Origin of the sequence: Microbacterium sp. HSID17254, assembly GCF_003989315.1 — a bacterium.
Taxonomy (GTDB): domain Bacteria; phylum Actinomycetota; class Actinomycetes; order Actinomycetales; family Microbacteriaceae; genus Microbacterium.
The window spans coordinates 1-21,083 of record NZ_RBLT01000010.1 but is presented as its reverse complement, the minus strand read 5'-3'; the positions used below and the strand labels follow the sequence as shown (position 1 = coordinate 21,083).

Annotated in this window: 21 protein-coding genes; 11 read left to right on the top strand and 10 right to left on the bottom strand. The window is 71.2% G+C overall.

Annotated elements, in window-relative coordinates; genetic code table 11:
* Window positions 1-72 precede the first annotated feature (72 nt).
* The 4 genes from D8M34_RS07930 (at window position 73) to D8M34_RS19255 (ending at window position 3,324) form a co-directional block, all read left to right on the top strand.
* Complete coding sequence (locus tag D8M34_RS07930; protein WP_126893664.1) at window positions 73-315, top strand: ribbon-helix-helix domain-containing protein; 243 nt, start codon at window positions 73-75, stop codon at window positions 313-315.
* The gene (locus D8M34_RS07925; protein ID WP_126893663.1) at window positions 312-773 is read left to right on the top strand and encodes a type II toxin-antitoxin system RelE/ParE family toxin; all 462 of its coding nucleotides are present in this window, start codon (window positions 312-314) and stop codon (window positions 771-773) included. The genes D8M34_RS07930 and D8M34_RS07925 overlap by 4 nt, the downstream gene beginning before the upstream one ends.
* Before the next feature lie 80 nt (window positions 774-853).
* Complete coding sequence (gene purL, locus D8M34_RS07920; RefSeq protein WP_025104105.1) at window positions 854-3,181, top strand: phosphoribosylformylglycinamidine synthase subunit PurL; 2,328 nt, start codon at window positions 854-856, stop codon at window positions 3,179-3,181.
* A complete protein-coding gene (locus D8M34_RS19255; protein WP_017202962.1) occupies window positions 3,181-3,324 on the top strand; it encodes a hypothetical protein in 144 nt (47 codons plus the stop codon). Before purL ends, D8M34_RS19255 begins: the two co-directional genes overlap by 1 nt.
* 78 nt (window positions 3,325-3,402) lie before the next feature.
* Here the strand turns inward: D8M34_RS19255 and D8M34_RS07915 are convergent, their stop codons facing one another.
* A complete protein-coding gene (locus D8M34_RS07915; protein WP_025104106.1) occupies window positions 3,403-3,975 on the bottom strand; it encodes a TetR/AcrR family transcriptional regulator in 573 nt (190 codons plus the stop codon).
* Window positions 3,976-4,043: 68 nt separating this feature from the next.
* Between D8M34_RS07915 and D8M34_RS07910 the strand changes: the two genes are divergently transcribed.
* The 3 genes from D8M34_RS07910 (at window position 4,044) to D8M34_RS07900 (ending at window position 7,614) form a co-directional block, all read left to right on the top strand.
* The gene (locus tag D8M34_RS07910) at window positions 4,044-6,581 is read left to right on the top strand and encodes an MMPL family transporter (RefSeq protein WP_126893662.1); all 2,538 of its coding nucleotides are present in this window, start codon (window positions 4,044-4,046) and stop codon (window positions 6,579-6,581) included.
* A gap of 229 nt (window positions 6,582-6,810) precedes the next feature.
* Window positions 6,811-7,155, top strand: a complete 345-nt coding sequence (locus D8M34_RS07905) for a TraR/DksA family transcriptional regulator (protein ID WP_025104108.1) — start codon at window positions 6,811-6,813, stop codon at window positions 7,153-7,155.
* A gap of 21 nt (window positions 7,156-7,176) precedes the next feature.
* Window positions 7,177-7,614, top strand: a complete 438-nt coding sequence (locus tag D8M34_RS07900; RefSeq protein WP_105949052.1) for a VOC family protein — start codon at window positions 7,177-7,179, stop codon at window positions 7,612-7,614.
* Between the two features lie 100 nt (window positions 7,615-7,714).
* Here D8M34_RS07900 and D8M34_RS07895 read toward each other — a convergent pair whose 3' ends face one another.
* Window positions 7,715-8,563 carry a Gfo/Idh/MocA family oxidoreductase gene (locus D8M34_RS07895; RefSeq protein WP_126893661.1) on the bottom strand — a complete coding sequence of 283 codons (849 nt, stop codon included), beginning with the start codon at window positions 8,561-8,563 and terminating at the stop codon, window positions 7,715-7,717.
* Window positions 8,564-8,628: 65 nt separating this feature from the next.
* Between D8M34_RS07895 and D8M34_RS07890 the strand changes: the two genes are divergently transcribed.
* The gene (locus D8M34_RS07890) at window positions 8,629-9,450 is read left to right on the top strand and encodes a hypothetical protein (protein ID WP_126893660.1); all 822 of its coding nucleotides are present in this window, start codon (window positions 8,629-8,631) and stop codon (window positions 9,448-9,450) included.
* Window positions 9,447-10,295, top strand: a complete 849-nt coding sequence (locus tag D8M34_RS07885; protein ID WP_126893659.1) for an SMP-30/gluconolactonase/LRE family protein — start codon at window positions 9,447-9,449, stop codon at window positions 10,293-10,295. The genes D8M34_RS07890 and D8M34_RS07885 overlap by 4 nt, the downstream gene beginning before the upstream one ends.
* 259 nt (window positions 10,296-10,554) lie before the next feature.
* Here D8M34_RS07885 and D8M34_RS07880 read toward each other — a convergent pair whose 3' ends face one another.
* Both D8M34_RS07880 and D8M34_RS07875 read right to left on the bottom strand, forming a co-directional pair.
* Window positions 10,555-11,412 (bottom strand): fumarylacetoacetate hydrolase family protein, encoded by an 858-nt coding sequence (locus D8M34_RS07880; RefSeq protein ID WP_126893658.1) that lies wholly within the window; start codon window positions 11,410-11,412, stop codon window positions 10,555-10,557.
* Between the two features lie 10 nt (window positions 11,413-11,422).
* Entirely contained in the window at window positions 11,423-12,397 is a 975-nt protein-coding gene (locus D8M34_RS07875) for a C-terminal binding protein (RefSeq protein ID WP_126893657.1), read from the bottom strand.
* Window positions 12,398-12,474: 77 nt separating this feature from the next.
* On the opposite strand from D8M34_RS07875, the gene D8M34_RS07870 reads away from it, so the two are divergent.
* Window positions 12,475-13,224 carry an SDR family NAD(P)-dependent oxidoreductase gene (locus D8M34_RS07870; RefSeq protein WP_126893656.1) on the top strand — a complete coding sequence of 250 codons (750 nt, stop codon included), beginning with the start codon at window positions 12,475-12,477 and terminating at the stop codon, window positions 13,222-13,224.
* Window positions 13,217-13,567, top strand: coding sequence for a nuclear transport factor 2 family protein (locus tag D8M34_RS07865; protein ID WP_062633303.1), 351 nt, complete (start codon window positions 13,217-13,219; stop codon window positions 13,565-13,567). Before D8M34_RS07870 ends, D8M34_RS07865 begins: the two co-directional genes overlap by 8 nt.
* A gap of 69 nt (window positions 13,568-13,636) precedes the next feature.
* Here D8M34_RS07865 and dinB read toward each other — a convergent pair whose 3' ends face one another.
* The 6 genes from dinB to D8M34_RS18965 form a co-directional block, all read right to left on the bottom strand.
* Window positions 13,637-14,833 carry a DNA polymerase IV gene (dinB, locus tag D8M34_RS07860; protein ID WP_126893655.1) on the bottom strand — a complete coding sequence of 399 codons (1,197 nt, stop codon included), beginning with the start codon at window positions 14,831-14,833 and terminating at the stop codon, window positions 13,637-13,639.
* Window positions 14,834-14,894: 61 nt separating this feature from the next.
* Window positions 14,895-15,698 (bottom strand): SDR family NAD(P)-dependent oxidoreductase, encoded by an 804-nt coding sequence (locus tag D8M34_RS07855; protein ID WP_126893654.1) that lies wholly within the window; start codon window positions 15,696-15,698, stop codon window positions 14,895-14,897.
* A gap of 1 nt (window position 15,699) precedes the next feature.
* Window positions 15,700-16,776: an enolase C-terminal domain-like protein gene (locus tag D8M34_RS07850; protein ID WP_126893653.1), complete on the bottom strand. Its 1,077-nt coding sequence runs from the start codon at window positions 16,774-16,776 to the stop codon at window positions 15,700-15,702.
* Window positions 16,773-17,531: an SDR family NAD(P)-dependent oxidoreductase gene (locus D8M34_RS07845; protein WP_126893652.1), complete on the bottom strand. Its 759-nt coding sequence runs from the start codon at window positions 17,529-17,531 to the stop codon at window positions 16,773-16,775. Before D8M34_RS07845 ends, D8M34_RS07850 begins: the two co-directional genes overlap by 4 nt.
* Before the next feature lie 110 nt (window positions 17,532-17,641).
* Window positions 17,642-19,030 (bottom strand): hypothetical protein, encoded by a 1,389-nt coding sequence (locus D8M34_RS07840; protein WP_126893651.1) that lies wholly within the window; start codon window positions 19,028-19,030, stop codon window positions 17,642-17,644.
* Between the two features lie 34 nt (window positions 19,031-19,064).
* Window positions 19,065-21,083: peptidase C14 (locus D8M34_RS18965; RefSeq protein ID WP_126893650.1), on the bottom strand; the 2,019-nt coding region annotated here is incomplete at its 5' end.

The following is a 21,083-nucleotide window of genomic DNA, read 5'->3' as shown; positions in this document are numbered from 1 at the left end:
GGCGACATCAGTGGCGAGAATCAGGTTTGCTGACCTCGTGACAAACTTTGCCATCGGCATTAGCGTTGCGGCATGGCCACGATGAACATCTCTCTTCCGGACGCACTGAAGGACTTCGTCGAAGCCCAGGTGACCGAACGCGGCTACAGCAACAGCAGCGAGTTCGTGCGTGAGCTGATTCGCCACGAGCAGTCTCGCGAGCAGTTGCGGTCGCTCGTCGTCGACGGGATGACGTCTGGGCCCGGTTCCATGGTGGACCAGGCGTACTTCGATCGCCTTCGAGACCGCGTCCATGCCGACGCGCCCGACGCGTGACCCCGCAGCGTCTCGTCACGACTCGGCGCGCCGACGAGGACATCACCGGCGCGGTCACCCGCTATCTCGGTGACGCAGGGCCGGAGGTCGCGCTCGAATTCATCGACGACCTCCAGCATGCGATGGGTCGACTCACCGCATATCCCTCGCTCGGATCGGCCCGCTTCGAGCTGGTGACCGAGATTCCCGACATCCGCGCCTTCGCTCTGCTGCGGTTCCCATACATCGTCATCTACACCGATAACCCAGATGCCGTGCGCGTGCATCGTGTGCTTCATGCCCGGAGAGACATTGCCGCCGCCCTCTCCTCGAGCGATCGTGACACGGCATGGTCGCGACTCGTGCGCACCGGAAGAGTCACCCTTCCTAGGAAGAAGGACGCTCTGTCGCACCTGCCACAGCAGGACATCGAGACGTCCGCGAAGGTCCTCGACGAAATCCGTGCCGACCGGATCTGAGTCCGCAGCCCGCGGGAGAGCCGCCCCACCCGCGCCGGTAGACTGAAGACGCCCCGCCGGCCCCTTCCTTTGGAGTGCGCGTGACCACCGCCCCTGCACCTTCCCCCCAGCACGTCCCCGACTCCGTCGAGAACGCGATCGCGACGCCCGAGAAGGAGCAGCCGTACGGCGCCCTCGGGCTCAAGGACGACGAGTACGCGCGCATCAAGGAGATCCTCGGCCGCCGCCCCACCTCGGGCGAGCTGGCGATGTACTCGGTGATGTGGTCGGAGCACTGCTCCTACAAGTCGAGCAAGAACTACCTGCGCCGCTTCGGCCAGAAGGTCTCCGACGAGATGAAGGAACGCCTCATGGTGGGCATGGGCCAGAACGCGGGCGTCGTCGACGTCGGCGAGGGCTGGGCCGTCACCTTCAAGGCCGAGTCGCACAACCACCCGTCGTTCATCGAACCCTTCCAGGGCGCGGCGACCGGTGTCGGCGGCATCGTCCGCGACATCATCTCGATGGGCGCCCGCCCCGTCGCCGTCATGGACGCGCTGCGCTTCGGTGCGATCGACCACCCGGACACGGCCCGCGTCGTGCACGGCGTGACCAGCGGCATCAGCTTCTACGGCAACTGCCTGGGTCTTCCGAACATCGGCGGCGAGACGGTTTTCGATTCCGTCTACCAGGCCAACCCGCTCGTGAACGCGCTCGCGGTGGGCGTGCTGCGGCACGAAGACCTCAAGCTCGCGAACGCCACCGGCGTCGGCAACAAGGTCGTCCTGTTCGGTGCCCGCACGGGTGGCGACGGCATCGGCGGTGCGAGCATCCTGGCGTCCGACACGTTCGCCGACGGCGGCCCGACCAAGCGCCCGGCCGTGCAGGTGGGCGACCCGTTCGCCGAGAAGGTGCTCATCGAGTGCTGTCTGGAGCTGTACCGCGGCGAGCTCGTCGAGGCGATCCAGGATCTCGGCGCCGCCGGCATCTCCTGCGCGACCAGCGAGCTCGCGGCCAACGGCAACAGCGGCATGCACGTCTCCCTCGACAACGTGCTGCTGCGCGACCCCACGCTCACGGCCGAGGAGATCCTCATGTCGGAGTCGCAGGAGCGCATGATGGCCATCGTCGCCCCCGAGAAGCTCGACGCCTTCCTGGCCGTCGTGAACAAGTGGGAGGTCGAGACCTCCGTGCTCGGCGAGGTCACCGGCGACGGACGCCTCATCATCGACTGGCAGGGCGAGCGCATCGTCGATGTCGACCCCTCGACCGTCGCGGTCGACGGTCCCGTCTACGACCGCCCGGTCGCCTACCCGACGTGGATCGACGCGCTGCAGGCCGACGCCGCCGAGAACCTGCCGCGCGCGAACGACGCGGAGACGCTGCGCGAGCAGTTCCTCGCCCTCGTCGCCTCCCCGAACCTCGCGGACACGAGCTGGATCACGAACCAGTACGACTACTACGTGCTCGGTAACACGGCCCTGAGCTTCCCCGACGACGCCGGCATGATCCGCGTGGACGAGGAGTCCGGCCTGGGCTTCTCCGTCGCCACCGACGCCAACGGCCGCTACTGCCAGCTCGATCCGTACGCCGGCGCGCAGCTCGCGCTCGCCGAGGCGTATCGCAACGTCGCCGTCACCGGTGCCGTGCCAACGGCCATCACCGACTGCCTCAACTTCGGCTCTCCCGAGAACCCCGAGGTCATGTGGCAGTTCGGGCAGACCGTCGACGGCCTCGCAGACGGCTGCTACGAGCTGGGCACGCCCGTTACCGGCGGCAACGTCTCGTTCTACAACCAGACCGGCGACGTGCCGATCCACCCGACCCCGCTCGTCGGCGTGCTGGGCATCATCGACGACGTCTCCCGCCGCATCCCGTCCGGCTGGCAGGACGAGGGGCAGAACATCTACCTGCTCGGCACCACGTCGACCGAGCTCTCCGGCTCCGCATGGGCCGAGGTCGTGCACCAGCACCTCGGCGGCCGCCCGCCGAAGGTCGACCTCGCGGGCGAGAAGCGCCTCGCCGGACTGCTCGCCGCGGCCCGGGACGAGTGGCTCATCTCCTCGGCGCACGACCTTTCCGAAGGCGGTCTCGCGCAGGCCCTGGCCGAGGGCGTCATGCGCTTCGGCGTCGGCGCCCGGGTCTGGCTCAACGAGATCATCGAGCGCGATGGCGTGGACGCCGCGACCGCCCTGTTCTCCGAGTCGACCGGCCGCGTGATCGTGACCGTTCCCCGCGAGGACGACGTGAAGTTCCGCGGGCTCTGCGAGGGCCGCGGCTACCCGGTCGCCCGCATCGGCGTCACGGACAGCGAGCCGCAGCTCGAGGTGCAGGACGTCTTCACCGTCTCGGCCGCCGAGCTCCGCGAACGCTCGCAGGCCACGCTGCCGTCGTACTTCGGTCCGACCGTCACGGAGCCGGTGGCCTGATGAGCGGCGACGGCCTCAGCGAGGACTACGGCGACCTCGGCGAGAAGCGCAACCGGCGCATTCGCATCATCGCGTGGACCGTCATCGTGGCGCTGATCCTCGGTGGCGGCGGCGCGACCGTGCTCACCCTGCTCCTCGGCTGATCCGGGCCCGCGTCGCAGATTCGCACCCGGGTCGCGGGGACTCCATGAATCCGTGCGACCTCGTGCGAATCCGCGGCCTCAGCGAGCGAAGAGGTAGCGGGTCAGGGCGACGACGGAACCCGGGTCGTGGGCCTCGCGGCCGAGAGACTCCACGATGATGGCCCCGAGGATGGCGCGACCGAGCTGCTCGACCGGGGCGTCCTCCGGCAGCTGACCGTCGCGGATGCCGCCGCGGAGACGCTCCGACAGGTACTTCTCCACCCCGAGGCTCTCGCCGAGGTGCGCACCGACCGAGGCATCCTCCGTGGCCGCGGCCACGAGAGACCGCAGCAGCACACCGCCCTGGGGCTTCTCGAGGATCGACAGGACGCTCCGCAGCCAGGTCTCCACGTCGGCGGAGAGGTCTCCGGTGTCCGGCACGACGAAGTCCACGGGGATGAGGCGCCCCTCGGCCAGGCATTCCCCGATGAGCGCGCCGCGCGACGGCCACCAGCGGTAGATGGTCTGCTTGCCGACCTTGGCCTCCTTGGCGATGCCCTCGATCGTCAGTCGGTCGTACCCCTGATTGTGGAAGAGCCGGGCCGTCGCATCGAGGATCGCCTCGCGGGCCGCAGTGCTGCGCACAGGGCCACTGCGATGCTCGTTCACCATGCGTTCAGGATAGCCACAGATCCCTAGACGAGACGTGCCGTATGCTCTTTTCGTCTGAAGGAGATCACGTGGCTTCACTGCTGTTCCGTCTGGGTTCTTTCGCTGCGCGCAGGGCGTGGACGGTGATCGTCTCCTGGGTGCTGATCCTCGGGCTCGGCGTCGGCGCCTTCCTTACCTTCGGCGGCACGCTGAGCAACAGCTTCGACATCCCCGGCACCGCCTCCGGCGAGGTCACCGATCAGCTCGCCGATAAGCTGCCCGACACCGCCGGCGGCACCGGGACCGTGGTCTATCGGACGGACGACGGCGAGCCCTTCACCGACGAGCAGAAGCAGGCGATCTCCGACCTCGCCGCGACCGCGGAAGACCTCGACGGCGTCGCCTCCGTCGTCGACCCGTTCGACGCCCAGCGGCAGCAGGACGAGCAGGCGAAGGAGCTGACGGACGGCCAGGCCCAGCTCGATGACGGGCGCACCCAGCTCGACGCCGGCCAGGCCCAGCTCGACGATGGCCGGGCCCAGCTCGAGGCCGGGATCACCCAGCTCGAAGGGGCGCGCGCGCAGGCCGAGGCCGCCGGTGCACCAGCCCAGCAGACCGCCGCGCTCGACGCACAGCTCGCGCAGCTGAACGCCCAGCTCGCGCAGCTCGACGCGCAGCAGGACACCATCGACGAGAACCGCGCGGAGCTCGCCGACAGCGCGGAGCAGCTGGAACTCGGCACGACCCTGCTGAACCTCGCGGACGGCATCGGCGTCGTCTCGGAGGACGGCTCCACGGCCATCGTCAACGTCTCCTTCGTCGACCCGCGCCTGGAGCTCGCCGAAGAGACCAAGCAGAGCACCATCGCCCACTTCCAGGACGAGGAGATCGACGGCGTCACGGTCGACTTCGGCACCGACATCGCTCAGGGCGTGCCCGAGATCTTCGGCGTCGGCGAGGCCATCGGTCTCGCGTTCGCCGCGGTCGTGCTCATCGTGATGCTCGGTTCGCTGATCGGTGCGGCCCTGCCCATCGTCACGGCCGTGGTCGGCGTCGGCGTGGGCGTCACGGCGTCGCTCGCGTTCTCCGGCGTCGTCGACATGGCCTCGGTCACTCCCGTCCTCGGCGTGATGCTGGGGCTCGCGGTCGGCATCGACTACTCCCTCTTCATCGTGAACCGGCACCGCAAGCAGCTGCTGGCCGGGTCGCCCGTGCGCGAGTCCATCGGTCTGGCCACGGGTACCTCCGGGACCGCGGTGGTGTTCGCGGGGACCACGGTCATCGTCGCACTCCTCGCCCTCAACGTGACGGGCGTGCCGTTCCTCGGCCTCATGGGCACGGTGGGAGCGGTGTGCGTCGCCGTCGCCGTGCTCGTGGCCGTGACCCTCGCCCCGGCGATCCTCGGTCTCGTCGGCACCCGCCTGCTCGGTCGCAAGGCGCGGGCGACCATCGGCCAGGAGCACGCGGGCGGGAAGCCCGTGCGCCGGATGTCGACGCTGCGCGCCGTCGTCACCGCGCTCGTCAGCGTCGTCGCGCTGCTCGTGATCGCGATCCCCGCGATGTCGATGCGCCTCGGCCTCCCCGACGGGTCGAGCGAACCCGCCGACTCCACCAGCTACCGCGCGTTCCAGACCGTCGACGAGCAGTTCGGCGAGGGCGCGAACGGGCCGCTCCTGGTGACAGCGACCCTCGACGACGCCGTGAGCGACGACGACCTGCTGGCCACGCAGGTGACCGTGGCGGAGAAGATCGCCGAGCAGGACGACGTGGTCGCGGTCGCCCCCATCGCCACGTCGGATGACAACACGCTCCTCGCCTTCCAGGTGCTGCCCGCCGAAGGCCCGAACAGCGCCTCCACCGAGGAGCTGGTGCAGGATCTGCGGGGCCTCCCGGATATCGACGGTGGCATCACCCTCGGCGTCGCCGGTCAGGCCGCCACCAACATCGACATCTCCGAGGCGCTGGCGAGCGTGCTCCCGCTGTATCTCGTGGTCGTCGTGGGCCTGTCGCTGCTCATCATGATCGTCGTGTTCCGATCGCTGCTCGTGCCGCTCATCGCCACGGGAGGGTTCGTGCTGTCGCTGTTCGCGACGTACGGGCTCATCGTCGCGGTGTTCCAGTGGGGGTGGGGCGCCGACCTCATCGGGTTGCACAGCACCGGTCCGATCCTGAGCTTCCTGCCGGTGATCCTCGTCGGCATCCTGTTCGGGCTCGCGATGGACTACCAGCTCTTCCTCGCCTCGGGGATGCGGGAGGCCTATGTGCACGGCGCGTCCGCGCGCGATGCCGTGGCCCAGGGCTTCCGGGCCGGGCGCTCGGTCGTCATCGCGGCCGCGCTCATCATGGTGTCGGTGTTCGGCGGGTTCGTGTTCTCGGAGTCGACCATCATCCGGTCCATCGGGTTCGGTCTCGCGTTCGGCGTGCTGCTCGACGCGTTCGTGGTGCGGATGCTGCTGATGCCCGCGCTCATGCACCTGCTCGGACGCTCGGCCTGGTGGCTGCCGAAGTGGCTCGACCGCATCATCCCGAACGTCGACATGGAGGGCGCGGCGCTGGAGCGGGACCACCCGAGCGTGCACACCGACTCGGTCCCCACCGTGGAGCCCCCGCGCACCCGTCGCGGCTGAATCGCGGTCGCGCGGGACAGGCGTTCGCGCGGGTTCAGGCACCTGTCACCAGGGTCGCCTGATGCCGCGCGAGCGCCTGATCCTGCGCGAGTGGTCGCGGGGGCAGGCTGTCCGGAGAGAACAGGCAGGCGCGGGAGTTCAGGCACCTGCAGCCGGTGTCGCCTGATCCCTCGCGGATGCCTGGTCCGGCGACGACGCGCGTGTCGCAGGGCGGGCCTAGAGTGGGCGGATGGATCTGCGAGCGCTGTTGCAAGAGCGCCGCGCCGAGGCCGAAGCCCGCGTCGCGGCGACGGCGACTACGCTCGCGGAGCTCATGCACGACCGCGAGGGCTCGAACGACGATGACGAGCACGACCCGGAGGGGGTGACGCTCTCGTCGGAGTGGTCCCGACTGTCGGGGCTGGCCGAGGCGGCGCAGGAGGAGCTCCGCCAGGTGGACGAGGCGCTGATGCGGATGGACGCCGGGACCTACGGCATCTGCGCGCACTGCGGCCGGCCCATCCCGCCGGAGCGCCTGGAGGTGCGCCCGTTCGCGGAGTACTGCGTCGCCTGCGCCGAGAAGCTCGGTCGCTGACGCCGGAGTAGCATCGCGGGCATGGCCATCGCCTTCGAGAACATCGGGATCGCCGTGCGCGACCTCGACGCCACCATCGCCTTCTTCACCGATCTGGGTCTCTCCGTGGTCGGACGGGACGAGGTCAGCGGCGAGTGGGCGTCCACCGCGGTCGGGCTCGACGGGAACCACGCGCGGATCGCCGTACTGCAGACCCCGGACGGGCACGGGCAGATCGAGCTGTTCGAGTACATCCACCCCGAGGCGATCGAGACGGAGCCGACGCGGCCGAACGAGATCGGCATGCACCGGATCGCCTTCTCCGTCGACGACATCGATGCCTCCCTCGCCATCGCCGCCCGGCACGGATTCCATCCCCTGCGCGGCGTCGCGAACTACCGGGACATCTACCGGCTGACCTACCTCCGCGGCCCCAGCGGGATCATCCTCATGCTCGCGCAGGACCTCACGAAGGCCTGATTCCGAATCCTGGGCCCGACTTCGGAGACCGCAGGCGACACGCCGCCGCACAGGGCCTGTCGACCGCGCAGCGGATCCGATCTCCGAAACTGTGCCCGGGTCAGCGGGAGGCGAGGGCCTCGGCGACCTGTTCGAGTACGGCGATCGGAGCGCGGATCTCGGACGCGGGAACCGGAGACTCGCCGGTCTCCAGCATCCGGGCGAAGGCGCGGACGCCGGGTCGTACATACCCGGGGCCGATCGGGATCTCCCGGCTCGCGATGCCCCGGCGGCCGACGACGGTCGCCCGGAACGGCACCTGCCGGTCGTCGTCCGGCCGCACGAACTCCAGCGTGACGGACACCCCGCCGACCCGGTAGCGGGCGACGACACCCGCGGGCAGGAACTGCACCTCGACGTCCTCCGCGGTGCCCGGCCGCAGGACCTGGGCGAGATCGGCGAGGTGGATGCCGTAGAAGAAGATGCCGCTGTACGGGCTGTCCGGATCGGCCGGCCCCGTGACGGTCACCGCCTGCACCTCCCCGATGCGGGCCGCCTCCGCCACGAGTTCAGCGGTGTCCGCGAGCCAGCGGAGCGTGGACGATGAGGTGACGGGCGCCCGGCCGCGCTGCGCGGCGGCCAGGATCGCGTCGGCATCGGCGACGCCCGCTGCGAGCGGCTTGTCCACCCAGACCGGCACCCCGGCTTCCAGGAAGGGGACGGCGAGGGCGCGGTGATCGGCACCGTCGCGGGCGGTCACGACGAGCGCGTCCACCGCGCCGAGGAGCGCGCCCGCCTCCTCGACGACGCGTTCGATGCCCCCGAGTGCCGCGAGCTCCCGTGTGCGCTCCGGCTCCCCTGCCACGAGGGCCGTGATCCGCACGGGCACGTCCGTGGCCTCGACGTTCAGGAAGCGGACGATCTCCGTGGCGTGGCTGTTCTCGATTCCGACGATGCCGACGCTCTTCATGCGGCCGCCCTCCCTCTCGTGCGGGCCCCCGGCGACCCGCCGTCGCGCAGTAGGCTGAACCCATCATGGACGAGTTCATCCGGGGCTTCTGGAACTTCGCGGGTGACTACTGGTGGCTCGTCTTCCCGATCATGGGCATGGCCGGCGGAGTCGCCAAGGCCTGGGAGCGCGGCTCCAAGCGTCGGCACGAGCGCCGGCTGGAGGCCCTGCGCATGAAGGCGCAGGTCAAGACCGCCGAGATCGAGGCGCGCGCGGCCGCCCGGCAGGCGAAGCACGGGGGTCCCACCGTCGTCGACACCACGGCCTCCGTGGCGCCCGACGACCTGCTCGCCCGCCTCTTCGCCGAGCACGACGAAATCACCGCGCGGTGGCTGGACTACGAGCTCGACGTCGCCAAGCTCATCGCCTTCCCCGCGATGAGCGACGGCCGCCAGCCGCTGACGGCCGCCTTCCTGCGCGCGAAGAAGACCGCGGACGCGCTGCGTCCGGCCGCCGCCGACGCGAAGCTCACGGAGCAGCAGATCGCGGAGTACCTGCAGGCCGTGGGCGACTATGCGGTCGCGTTCGAGATCGCGGAGAAGGACGCCCGGCGGCTGCGCGACTCGACGTTCACCGAGGCCGAGCGCAAGCGCCTCGACCGCGCGCAGCAGCTCCTCAAGGTCGCCGTGGACGAGTCGGCGACGCAGTCGGAGCGGAACATCGCCTACAAGCGGGTGCGCGAGGAGCTCGACGGCCTCATCCTGCTCTCCGATGAGGCCGTGACCGTGCTCGAGAAGCAGGTCGCGAAAGAGCTCCCGTCCGCCCCTGCCGAATCGGCGGATCATGCCGGCCCCGTTCCGGAGCCGCTGCCCGTGACCGACCCGCGGCGGACGGCGGAGGGCGCATGACTCCCGAGAACGTGACCGGCCCGGTCGCCGTCCACGCCGAGGCCCCGGTCTGGTGGCCCGGGTGGGGCGGCCTGCGCTGGGTCGACGGAGACGCGGGCGACCTGCTCACCCTCCGCGGCGACGAGATCGTCCGCCAGCACATCGACGACGAGTACCTCGCGTTTTTCCGCCCGCGGACGTCCGGGGGCTTCGTGGCGGTGGGCGCGCGCACCCTGTACCTCGCCGACGGCCCCGACGCGGAGGCCCGTCCCGTCGCGACCCTGCTCGACGACGGCCCGGTGCGCATGAACGACGGCTGCTGCGACCCGCGAGGACGACTCCTGGCCGGATCGATGTCCACGGACTCCACCGCGGGTGCCGGGACCGTGCTGCGCATCGACGCCGCCCTCGACGTGACCACGGTGCTCCCCCGCGTGACCTCGTCCAACGGTGTCAGCTACTCCCCGGACGGCCGCCGCGTCTACTACGTGGACACCGACACCGGCCGGATCGACGTGTTCGACGTGACCGAGGGCGACCTCCGCGGACGCCGGGTGTTCGCGCACATCCCCGAAGACGACGGCGTGCCCGACGGCCTCACGGTCGCCGCGGACGGCAGCGTCTGGGTCGCGCTGTGGGGCGGGAGCCGCGTGCGGGGGTTCGAGCCGTCCGGGGCCGTGCGCGAGGACATCGTGCTGCCGGTGCCCCAGGTCAGTGCCTGCACGTTCGGCGGCGACGACCTCGGCACGCTCTTCATCACGACCTCCGCGCAGGGCCTGCCGTCCGATCACGGCACCGCCGCGGGGTCGGTGTTCGCGGTGCGTCCCGGGGCGCACGGCCTCCCTGTCCTCCCCTTCGCCGGCTGACCCGCCCGCGGGGCAGGCGCTCGCGCGGCATCAGGCACTTTCGCCTCCAGCCGCCTGAGCCTGCGCGGATGCCTGAGTACCCGTGGATGCCTGAGCCGCCGGGCGCTCGCGGCACCAGGCTGTCGCGCGAAAGCAGGCCCCTTTCCCCTCAGCCGCCTGAGCCTGCGCGCATGCCTGAGCCCGCGCGGGCATCCGGGAGAGACCTCTACCCGGGACACGGTTGCACTCAGCGAAAGGAACCGTGCCCCGGGCACAGGCCTCACCCGAGACGGACCCGCTCCGTGCGCTGGTGCTGGCGGCCGAGTCGCTCGATCTCGATGGTCATCTCGTCGCCGTCCTGCAGGTAGGGGAAGCGTCCGGACAGCGCGACACCCTGCGGAGTGCCGGTGTTGATGACGTCGCCGGGTTCGAGCACGAGGTAGTGACTGAGCTCGTGCACCAGCTGGAGCACGGGGAAGATCATGTCGGCGGTGGAGGAGTCCTGCCGCGGCTCGCCGTTCACGAAGGACCGCAGGCGCAGCGCCTGAGGGTCGACCTCGTCCGCGGGGACCAGTGCCGGGCCGAGGGGGTTGAACGTCTCGGAGCACTTCCCCTTCGACCACTGTCCGCCGGAGACCTCGAGCTGGTACGCCCGCTCGGACACGTCGTTCGAGATGGTGTAGCCGGCGATCACGTCGCGCGCGGCCTCGGCGGAGGGCAGGTACCGCGCCGTCCGGCCGATGACGACCGCGAGCTCGACCTCCCAGTCGACCTTCTCGGCTCCCGGCGGCAGGAGCACGACGTCGTCCGGCCCCACGACCGTGTTCGGGTGCTTGAAGAACACCACCGGGTGTGCGGGCGGCTCGGCGCCCGACTCCGCCGCGTGCGCCGCGTAGTTCTGGCCGATGCAGATCACCGCGGTCGGCCGCGCCACAGGGGCACCGACGCGCAGTCCCGCGGTCTCCGCCTTCGGAAGCGAGCCGTCGGAGAGTGCCGCGCGCACGCGGGCGATGCCGTCCGCGGCGAGGAAGGCGCCGTCGATGTCGCGGGTCAGGGAGGCGAGATCACGCACCACGCCCTCGTCATCGCGGACGTAGGGACGCTCCTGGCCGATCGCGCCGAGTCGCAGCAGTTCCATCGGAGTCCTCTCAGCGCGCGGCGGCGAAGGCCGGGTTGACGATGGGCACGGCCTCGCCCGCGAGCGAGCGGATCACGTTCTCGGCGGCGTGCACGGGAAGATCCGCCAGGGCCTCCGGGGAGTACCAGGCGGCATGCGGCGTGAGCAGCACGGTGTCGAGCGCGCGCAGCGGGGAGGTGCCGGGGAGCGGCTCCTCCGCGAAGACGTCGAGAGCGGCACCGGCGAGCCGGCCGTCGCGGAGCGCCGCGGCCAGGGCGTCCTCGTCGATGAGCGGGCCCCGGCAGGTGTTCACGATCACGGCATTCCGCTTCATCGTCGCCAGGGCCGCGGCGTCGATCAGGTGGCGCGTCTCGTCCGTCAGCGGCACGTGCAGGGTGAGGATGTCGGCGCGGGCGATCGCCGACGGGATGTCCACGGGCTCGCAGCCCGCGTCGCGCACGGCGTCGTCGGAGGCATACGGGTCGGCTACCAGCACACGGAAGCCGAGCGCCCGACACCCGCGGGCGACGATCGATCCGATGCGCCCGAAGCCGAGCACCGACACGGTGGTGGAGGACGGCCGCACGGCGAGCGGCCGCGCGTCGACGGCCTTCCAGACGCCCTCCCGCACGGCCCGGTCGTAGGCGGAGAGGCCGCGGGCCTGGGTCATGATCATCGCGACGGTGTGCGCGGCGACCTCTTCGATGCAGTAGCTCGGCGTGTTCGCGACGGCGATGCCGCGGGCCGTGGCGGCCTCGACGTCGATCATGTCGTAGCCGATGCCGACACGGCTGATGAAACGGAGGTTCGGCAGGCGGTCCATGACGTCGCCGTCGATGCGCGCCCACTGCACGACCAGGGCCTCGGCGTCGGCTCCGGCGGCGGCGATGTCGTCCGGGCTCCCGGAGGCGGCACGCTCGGCACGGAGGCCAGCGGCGCGGAGGGTGTCTTCGATGACGGTCCCGGGGAGGTCGCAGTCGGTGACGAGGATGAGCGGCGCGGTCATGGATGCGATGCTATAGCATCTAGCAACTTCTCGCACAGCGCTGTCCGGAGAGCCGGTTCTTGCTATAGCGTTTAGTCATGACTGTTCGCCGCGCACTCGTCACGGGCGCCAGTTCCGGCATCGGAACCGCCGCCGCCCTCGAACTCGCCCGCGAGGGCGTCGCCCTCTGGATCACCTACGCCGGGCGGGAGGCCGAAGCCGCACGCGTGGCGGAGGACTGCCGCGCCGCGGGCTCCCCGGACGTCCATGTGTCGCGCCTCGACCTCCGCGACACCGACTCCATCACGGAGCTCATCGCCGAGATCACGGACGCCTGGGGCGACCTGCACGTCCTCGTCAACAACGGCGGCGTCTGCCCCTACACCCCGTACCCCGAGATCGACATCGAGGAGTGGGACTTCGTCCTGGAGACGAACGCCCGCGGCACCTTCCTGCTCACCCGCGCGGCGCTCCCCCTGCTCCGGGCCGCTGGCGGCGACCGCTCGGTCATCAACATCGCCTCGATCGCCGGGCAGGTCGGCGCGCTGCAGACGGGCATCCACTACGCGGCCAGCAAGGGGGCGATCCTCGCGATCACCCGCAGTTTCGCCCGGCACCTCGCCGCCGAGGGCATCCGCGTCAACGCCGTCACGCCCGGCCCGGTCGCCAGCGCGATCACGGATCAGCTCCAGGGCGAAGGCCGCGCGAAGCTCGAGTCGGGCATCCCGCTCGGTGCGTTCGGGCAGCCGGAGGACGTCGCCTGGATCATCGCGTCGCTCGCCTCGGAGCGGGCCCGCTTCATCACCGGAGCCACCTACGACGTCAACGGAGGAGTTCGCATTGACTGACCGCACCGCCCAGGACCGTTCTGCCCTCGACACCGTGCAGGCGCAGCTCGACGCCTTCAACGCCCACGACCTCGACGCCTTCGTCGCGACCTATGCCGACGACGCCGTGGTCACCGGGGTCGCGCCGGAACCCCTCGTCGGGTCGGCCGCGATCCGCGCCTTCTACGAGCCGCGGCTGCAGAACCCGGAGCTCTCCTGCGTGATCGACACGAGCGTCCTGTTCGGCTCGCGCTGGGTCGTCGCGCAGGAGCGCGTCATCAACGCCGGCGTCGCGACGGAGACCATCGCGACGTTCGACGTGGTCGACGGCGTGATCTCGCGGGCGTCGATGCTCAAGGCCTGACCCGCTTCGAATCGCCCGATTGGCTGTATTTCCGGCCGAAATGGGACCAGTCAAGCGATTCGAAAGGGGTCAGTGGTGCTCCGGCAGCACCGGGGACGACCAACCGGGGTCTCGGCCGAGCTGAGCGGCACGGGAGACCGAGGCGGAGCCGTAGCGGTCGCGGAGCGTGTCGAGCACGGTGTCGAGGCGGGACTCGTCGCCCCAGTCGATCGGCAGCTCGGGCGGGACGCTGTCCGCCGCGTCGAGCTGGGTGAGCGAGAGGCCGAGCAGGGTGATGCCGCGGCCGCTGATCTCGGGCTGCGCCGCGGCGAGGAGCGTGCGGGCGACGGCGAGCAGCACGGCGGTGCGGTCGGTCGGCGCGCGCAGCGACCGCGAACGAGTGGCCTTCGCGAAGTCGCCGAAGCGCAGCCGCAGCACCACCGTCCGACACACGCGCTCGCCGTCGCGGAGACGCCGCGCGAGCCGGTCGACGATCTGCGTGAGGATGACGTCGAGCTCCTCCGCCGGCCGCGGACGGACACCGAGCGCCCGCTGCGACCCGATCGACCCGCGGCGCCGCGTCGTGTCCACGGGGCGGGGGTCCCGCAGGCGGGCGAGAGCATGGACGTGCGCTCCGGCCGCCTTGCCGAGCATGCGCTCCGCGGTCGCGGCCTCGAGCTCCGCGAGCTGTCCGACCGTGCGGATGCCGTAGCGGTGCAGCTTCTCCGCCGTCACCGCGCCGACTCCCCACAGCCGCTCGACGGGGAGCGGCAGCAGGAACTCCTCCTCCCGGTCGGGCTCGACGACGAGAAGTCCGTCGGGCTTGCTGACCGCACTCGAGACCTTGGCGAGGAACTTCGTGCGGGCGACGCCGACCGAGATGGCCAGGCCCGCCTCGGCGCGCACCCGCTCCCGCAGCCGGATGGCGATGGCCTCGGGAGTGCCGGCGATGCGACGCAGACCGCCGACCTCGAGGAACGCCTCGTCGATCGAGAGACCCTCCACGAGCGGGGTGGTGTCGCGGAAGATGCGGAAGACGTCCTTGCTGGCCGCGGAGTAGGCCTCCATGCGCGGCGGGACGACGACGGCGTCGGGACACAGTTCCCGCGCCTGCCGCCCGCCCATCGCGGTGCGGACGCCCCGCGCCTTCGCCTCGTAGCTCGCGGCCAGCACGACCCCGCCGCCGACGATCACCGGACGCCCGCGGAGCTCCGGCGCATCACGCTGTTCCACCGAGGCATAGAACGCATCGAGATCGGCGTGCAGAACCGTCGCTTCCCCGCGCATCCCGTTCTCCCGTCGACGAGCGGATCGTCGCACGGACCGGGGACATCGGCGTGGCAAGGGCTCAGGAAGCCGGGGGCGCCTCGAACCGCTCCCGCAGCGCGGGGTCGAGCGTGATGTCCCCGAACGACGCCGTCCACGCTCCGTCCACCGCGATGGACTGCCCGGAGAGGTAGGGGGCCTCGTCGGAGAGCAGGAACGCCGTCACCGCGGCGACCTCCTCCGCACGGGCGATGCGTCCCATCGGCGGACCCTCCGCGAGCAGGCGCTCCTCCGCCGCAGGGTCGGCCGCCCGCGCGATCTGCGCCTCCAGATGCGGAGTGCGCACGCCGCCCGGCGCGACGGTGTTCGCTCGTATGCCCAATCCGCCATATGTCACGGCGACGCTGCGGCTCAGGGCGTCGATGCCGCCCTTCGTGAACTCGTAGGCCGCGTGGTCCACGAAGCTCGACCGCCCGTGGATCGAGCCGATGTTCACGATCGCCCCGGCGACGCCCTGATCGAGGAACGCGGACACGGCGGTCGAGCAGCCCCAGAGGTAGCCGAAGCCGTTGATGTCGACGATCTCGCGCACGACCGTCTCGTCGAGCTCGTGCAGCGGCGTGCGCTTCGTGATGCCGGCGTTGTTGACCCAGCCGGCCAGCGGAGCCCTCGCGCGCGCGGCGGCGGCGGCACGCTCGTGGGCGCTCCGATCGGAGGCGTCGCCGAGCACGACCTCGGCGACGATCCCCTCCTCCACCGTCCCGGAGCCGGGAGAGCGTTCGAGCCCGACCACGATCCAGCCGTCGGCGGTGAGCCGCGCGGCCACCGCGCGGCCGATGCCCTTGCCGCTGCCGGTGACCACGACGCTGCGCGGGGAAGGTGTCATGTCAGTCCCTCTCGAATCGGAAGACGGCGGGATCGAGGCCGAAGCCGAGCCCCGGAGCCGTGGGGGGCGTGACGGTGCCCGCGAACTGCGGCCCGCCCGTGACGAACGAGGGCGCGGGGTCGTAGGGATTCACCCCGCGGGCGAAGGTCTCCACCTGGATGCCGAGGTGGGCCGTGACCTCGGGGTACACGTGCCCGGACACCGGGACGCCGCGCTCTGCCGCCCAGGCGATGAGCTCGCGCGCGGGGGTGACGCCACCGATCGCCACCACGTCGAGGCGCAGCGCGTCGACCTCGCCGACCTCGACGAGAGCCCGGAGCACGGCGGGGTCGGTCACCTCGTCGCCCACCGCCACCGGCAGCCCGGTCTCCCGGCGGATGCGGGCGACACCGGCCGCGTCCTCGGGGAGCAGCGGATCCTCCAGCCAGGCAAGGCGCGGGTCGCCCCACTGCGCGACCTCCGCCACAACGGCCTCCGCGTCGGGCCAGCCGAAGCCCACGTCCACCACGAGTCCGGTCGAGGACGGCAGCTCCGCGCCGAGGATCGCGAGCAGCTCGCGCATGTATGCCGGATCGGGAATGCGCGAGATCTTCACCTGCGCCCAGCCCTCCGCCTGCGCGAGCACCTCATCCGCGACCTCCCGCGGCGTGCGCTGCGGAGACGGATACGCGGCGACGAGCATCCCCTCCCGGGGGACGTCCCCCGTGCCGAGCAGGGTCCACAGCGGCACGCCGGCGCGACGGGCCGCGATGTCCCACAGGGCGATGTCGACGAGGCCGATCGCCCGCCGCACGAGTCCCACCCGTCCGACGATCGCGCTGCCGCGGAGCATCCGGTCCCACGCGGCCGCCGGGTCGTCGGCGTCGAGCCCCACCGCGTGCGGAGCCACCAGGCGGTCGACGATCTCCGCCATCGGGGCCTCGCGCGACAGGCAGTAGGCGACCCCGGTGGTGCCGTCGTCCGCCGTCACCTGCACCGCGGAATACTCCCGCCGCGTGACCGTCATCGCGCCGAGCTGCAGCGGCGCCGGAAGGGGGAGGACCGCCGTGGCCGTGTCGATCCGGGCGATGGCGGTCATTCGGGCTTCTTCGCGAGGGGCACGCCGTAGTCCACCATGAAGCCGCCGTCGACGTACAGGGTCTGCCCATTCATGTAACGCGACTGGTCCGACACGAGGAAGCTCACGGCCGCGGCGATCTCACTCGCGTCGGCCAGGCGCTTCGCGGGGATGCGGGACAGGATCGTGTCGAGGCTCAGCGTCCCCTGCTCGACGCCCTGCCGGAACACTCCGGTGTCGACATAGCCAGGGGCCACGGCGTTGACGCGCACCCCTCGCGACGCCCACTCCGCTCCGGCCGTCGAAGTGAGTCCGATGACGGCGGCCTTGGTCGTGGCATACGGCGCCCGCCCCGCGGAGCCTCGCGAGGAGATGGAGGAGATGTTGACGATGCGGCCCTCGCCGCGGTCGAGCATGCGCTTCCCGGCAGCCTGGAGCGCGGAGAACACCCCGTGCAGGTTCACGTCCACGACCGCGGACCACTCGTCCCACGTGAGGTCTTCGATCCCGCGATGCCGCTGGATGCCCGCGTTGTTCACGAGCACCTCGAGGGGCCCGAGCTCCGCCTCGATCTCGCCGAAGACCCGGTCGACGGCGGCATGGTCGGTGACGTCGAGCTGCCGCCACAGGATGTCGGCGGGGTTCTCGCCCGCGGTGAGCCCGGGGACGCGGTCGGTCGCGACGACGAGGTAGCCGTCCGCGGAGAGCCGCTGTCCGATCTCCCAGCCGATGCCGGCCGAGCCTCCGGTGACGATGGCGACGGGGCGCGCGGTCATGTCTCTCCTCTACCTCGGGGATTTGCTATAGCAACTCTATCCCGTTCAAGTCGCGCAACTGATTCGATTTCGGCCGGAAATGGAGCAAAGTGGGCGATTCGAAGGCGGGACTACCCCAGCAGCCCGGCCACGACCGACACGGCGTGGGACTCCAGGAGCTCCAGGGCACCGGGGGCCAGGGGCGTCTGCCAGGACTGATAGGCGCCGCGGTCGTAGGCCTCGCGGGTCGGGAGATACACGAACCCCGGGCCGTTCGTGAGGTTCATCACCACGATCGGCGTCTCCGGGAACCGTTCCCGCAGCGTCGTCTGCAGCCGCGAGTACGCCTCGCCCGGATGCCCCACGATCACGGCGTCTCCGAGCCGCCACGCCCACACGGGATGCGACACGGTCGGACCGTCGATGTAGCCGTCACGGAGATTCCGCGCCCGTCCGAGGCGCTCCTCCCGCGACCGGGGGTCGATGTCCTTCCACTCCTCCGCGAGCTCGTCCAGAGTGGGCAGGTCGCGCAGCGGCAGCTCGACCGCCGAGACGACTCCCGCCGCCCCGTCGCCGCCGTCCGCCGGGGTCCCGGTCCAGATCGCGAGCGGAGCCCCCGACTCCACGACGCCGTCCAGCGTCAGCTCCTCGCCCGGCACCGGAAGCCCGTCCAGCGCCGCGAGCACCGCGTGCCCGAGTGAGCGTCCATGCCGGTCGGCCACCGCGACATCGCCGGTGTACTGCTCCCGTGGCGCCAACTCGCCCGAGGCCCCCTGCACGAAGAGGCACGGTGCGCCGGTCGCGGCCTCCACGATCTCGCGCATCGCGCCGACGTAGTCCGGAGACACCTCTCGGTGCTGCCAGGCCAGGGTCGTCGGGTGGCAGGCGTAGTTCACCAGCGTCGCCCGCACCTCCCCGTCGATGCTGATCCGGCCGATGGTCACCGTGTCGTCGGCGGTGCCCTGGGGGTTGTAGCCGACGAGCGCGCGGCCGTCGAGGTCGAGCTCCCGCTCCGCCGCGAGGGTGCAGGTGCCCGTGGTCCACTCGATCAGTCCCGGTCGCGCAGCCTCCAGCGCCTCCCGCCCGGCGGCGATGCCCGCGGCAGCAAGAGCCTCCAGGTACCCGGGGATGAGTTCGCCGCCCGGCAGATGCGCATCCGCGGCGCAGAGCACGGCCCCGGCGTGGGTGTGCGAGAGGGAGAGCATGAGCTGATCGGGCTCGAGGCCCAGACCGTCGAGGATCGCCCCGCGCACGCCCTGCTCATCGGCGACTCGGCGCCACCACGTGCCGTCCACGGCGAGCAGCACCCGGGGCCGCTCGTCCGCGGCCACCACCGCGAGCGCGGTCAGCGCGAACGGCCGATGCGCCCCCTCGGACCGCTCCCAGTCGGCCGGGCCCCAGTTCTTGGCGCGGATGCCGACGGGCGGCGTGATGTCGCGCCGGGCGACGCCGATGCGCGCCCGCGTGCGGGGGATGCGGATGCGGTCTCCGAGGTGCGTCGCCGCTGCGGTGTCGTTCACGCGTGGTCCTCCCTGATGTCCATGATGCCGTCCGTCACGCGCTCGCCAGCACGTCCGCGATGACGACGCGCGGTCCGGCTTCCGGCAGCGCGGTCTCGACGCCGCGCTCGACGGTGTCGCTGTACAGCAGCGTCGACGGCTCGGCGAACCCGTCCGCCAGCGGCAGTCCTCCGCCGACGAACTGGCTGCCGGTGACGCGGGCGTGGTTGACGCCCGTCCCGATGTCGAGGTGGGCCGCGCCCCGCGGCACTGTCGAGGTCACCCCGCTCACCCGCCAGGTGACGACGCCGGCACCGGCAGCCCTGCTCAGCAGCGCGCCGTCCGTCCGCTCCGTGGACAGCTCGACGCCGTCCAGAGCGACCAGCTGATCGCGTACCGCGGTCGCGGTCAGGCGCACGTCGCGCACGGAACCGCCGCGGATGGTGACCTTGGCGGCGGCGAGCTCGAAGGGCGCACCCGCCGCCGGGCCGCTGAGTCGGCAGTCCACGAACTCGACCGGCCCGGACCCACGGGCCTTGACCCCGTCGATCCCGGTGATCGTGCAGTCCACGAAGCGCACGGGAGCCGTGACCGGGGTCTGCACGAGCACCTGGTCCTTCGGCAGCGCGAAGGTGGAGTCCGCGATCACGGTCGGCCGCGACGAGCGCTGCGACCGCTGTCCGATCGCCAGAAGTCCCGCGGTGCACCCGCGCACCTGGGCGCCGTCGGCGTTGATGGTCATGGTCGCCTGCGGATCGAAGGTCGAGCGGCCGATGACCCGCACGTTCTCCAGCGTCAGATCGCTGATCTTGGTGCCGGCGACGAACCAGGAGCAGACGTGGTCGCGCACCGTGATGCGCTTGGCGGCCGTGCCCCACTGCGCGCCGGAGTTGGCGATGTCCATGAGCCCGGAGTTGCCGATGAAGGTGAGGTCGTGCTCGTACTGGCCGTGCGTGGTGAAGGGGTTGCCGCCCTGATCGTCGCCGTCGCCGTGGCAGTTCTCGACGAGGCAGTACGCGCTGGCGGTGAGGTCGTTCAGGTGCCGGGCGTTCGACGAAGTGCAGTCGCTGACCCGTCCATAGAGGCTGTAGATCTGCTGCGTGAGGTAGCCCGCGCCGCCGTAGAACACGGTCGGCGGGTTCTCCACCGAGCAGCGCTCCGTCGTGAAGTGCGTGTTCCAGCGCCGCATGATCACGGGCCACCAGGTGCGGCTCGCGTGCACATCGGCGACGTCGCAGTGGATCGCGTACTCGAAGGCGATCGGGTGGGAGCCGGTGAGCTCACGGGAGTCGGGGAAGGAGCCGTCGGTGGGACCGTCGAAGGGTCCGGCGCCGAGGAACCGCATGTTCGCGATGCGCACGCCCGCGACCGGTTCCATCCGCCGCCAGACGAGCTTTCGCCCCGTGTCCAGCGGCCAGCCGTTGAGGTAGTCGATGCGGATGTGGGTGGCGTCGATCTGCTGCGTCACCTTCACGAACCGCTGCAGCTCGCGCTCGTCCGCCCCTCCTCCGGCGACGGGATCGCACTGCACGGCCCACCAGGAACCGACGGGGAACCGGGAGGCATCCGGCACGGCGACCGCGTCGGTCAGCTCGGGCCAGGCCTCGGCCAGCGCATGCTCGACCGTCACGTCCTTCGACACCCCGGTGAAGAACATCACGGCGCCGAACGGGTTGTCGTGCGTGTTCTTCTCGATGCCGTCGGTCGTGATGAGGTGTCCGCCGAAGTCGATCTCGACGTACGACCGGGTGAAGCGGTGCCGTCGCCGGAACAGGAGATCCGTGCTCGCCTCGATCCGGCGGATGCGGGGATCGTCCACCATCGCGGCGAGCGCGTCGTCGGCTGGCTTCTCCGGTCCCGTGATGCCGAAGACGCGGAAGTCGACGGCCCCGTCATGCTGCAGGATCCAGCGGGTGTCGTGCTTCCCCGCGATCACGGTGCCGCCGTTGGGCGCGGTCTTCGCGTTCTCACTGCCCACATACACGAGCAGCCCGGCGTCGCCAGGCTTCCGGTACCCGGCGACGACCGCCACCTCGCCGTCGCGGGCCCGCAGGCGGCCGAGGTCGGCGACGGA